Below are 1,359 nucleotides of genomic sequence, written 5' to 3'. Positions count from 1 at the left end.
GCGGTTTGACCATTTGGATATGAGCGAAAGCTTTTTATATCATATTTTTTATTTGTTGATGTATCAATATAATCTGCTTGTTACAATTTTAATACAAGTTGGTAATACTATCTTCTTATACGCAATATTTTCTAATTGAATAGTTTTTATCAACTTATGATATGTCATTCCCAACTTATATTCGCCTACTCTATTACCTGGAATAATTTTAATATCCATATAAATTCCTCGTTTTACTGCTCGACCCTAAAATTCTTGATTGTTGCCGATAACTATGTGCAGATAATGACACAATCGTTATTTTTATTTATGTCAATAACTCTTAAAAGCTGCTCTGCGGTATCCGGAAGCTTATGTTTTAGTGCCGTGAAATTAAACAGGGCAATGATTTTGTAGTCACTTAAATCCAGAATATCAGCAAAAGCGTCCATATTTTCTCCATACCAATAAGGTAGATGAAAAGCGTATCTCAGGTACTTGTGAAGCTTTGAAGCCGTGTTGATGTCGTTAAAGTCAACGCAGAGTTTGTTTGCGGCACTACTGTAAATGAGCATAAGTTTTAGCGGCAAGTCGGTACATTCTGTCAGACAGTTCAGGGTGGCATTACGCAGTTTGCTTTCAAAACGCATTGCAAGCATCTTTTTTAGGTTGTCTATATCCCCTTTATTTTCACAATTGCAGTTTTGTATTTTAACTATCATATCGCTGTCAAATGCGTCTATCTGGCCTTCTTCAATTGCTTCAAACGTCCAATTTACAAAGTCATCACAAGAAATGTAGTCATTTAACACTGCATATATATAAGAAATCGCTTTCATAATTTGATATCTCCTCAATATGTACAAATATAGAAAAAAGTTTTATAATGATTAAACGTGCCATAAATCAAACCATCGTTAGAATATAGTATTCTATATCCTGGATTTTTAATATTGGATCTTTTCATGGTATAGTCTACTCCAACGTCAGCTTCATACCAAACTCGATTCGCTTTGGTTGGTAAAAGATTATTTCTGTTTTCAAATATATTGCCGCCTAACTTTTTGCCTGGTGCAAAATTGTTAAGAGATTTTCCCTCTTTCCAACCTAATTGTTTAGCTTGCTCTTTAGTAATATAATCTTTAGGCAGTTCTCCAGTGTTTCTCAACTGTCTGAATAAACATAATATTCCGTATCGTTTGAATCAAGCTGATTTGTAAGCATATTTCCACATCGACATACAAATCTCATATTTAGTTCTCCTATAAATTATATATTTTTAGTAGCTGCATATTCCGCATACAACATTCAAAATTGCCGAAAACAGGGCGTTTGTGACCTCGGTGTATTGGTGCTGGGGGATATTTTTATCCTCGCATA

Annotated in this window: 2 protein-coding genes; both read right to left on the bottom strand. The window is 33.8% G+C overall.

Annotation, left to right across the window (positions count from 1 at the left end; translation table 11 throughout):
- Window positions 1-272 precede the first annotated feature (272 nt).
- The gene (locus tag AB5123_RS14365; protein ID WP_117863084.1) at window positions 273-818 is read right to left on the bottom strand and encodes a barstar family protein; all 546 of its coding nucleotides are present in this window, start codon (window positions 816-818) and stop codon (window positions 273-275) included.
- Between the two features lie 14 nt (window positions 819-832).
- Window positions 833-1,147, bottom strand: coding sequence for a ribonuclease domain-containing protein (locus AB5123_RS14360; RefSeq protein WP_117878732.1), 315 nt, complete (start codon window positions 1,145-1,147; stop codon window positions 833-835).
- Window positions 1,148-1,359: the final 212 nt, after the last annotated feature.

It is taken from the genome of Ruminococcus sp. RTP21204st1_B2_RTP21204_210225 (genome assembly GCF_040914135.1).
In the GTDB taxonomy this organism is placed as follows: domain Bacteria; phylum Bacillota; class Clostridia; order Oscillospirales; family Ruminococcaceae; genus Hominimerdicola; species Hominimerdicola aceti.
The sequence above is the reverse complement of the archived record's forward strand: the minus strand, read 5'-3'. Positions and strand labels throughout refer to the sequence as shown.

Excerpts from the sequence above, each read along its gene's own strand:
- AB5123_RS14365 (WP_117863084.1), bottom strand. The coding sequence starts at position 818 with ATGAAAGCGATTTCTTATATATATGCAGTGTTAAATGACTACATTTCT.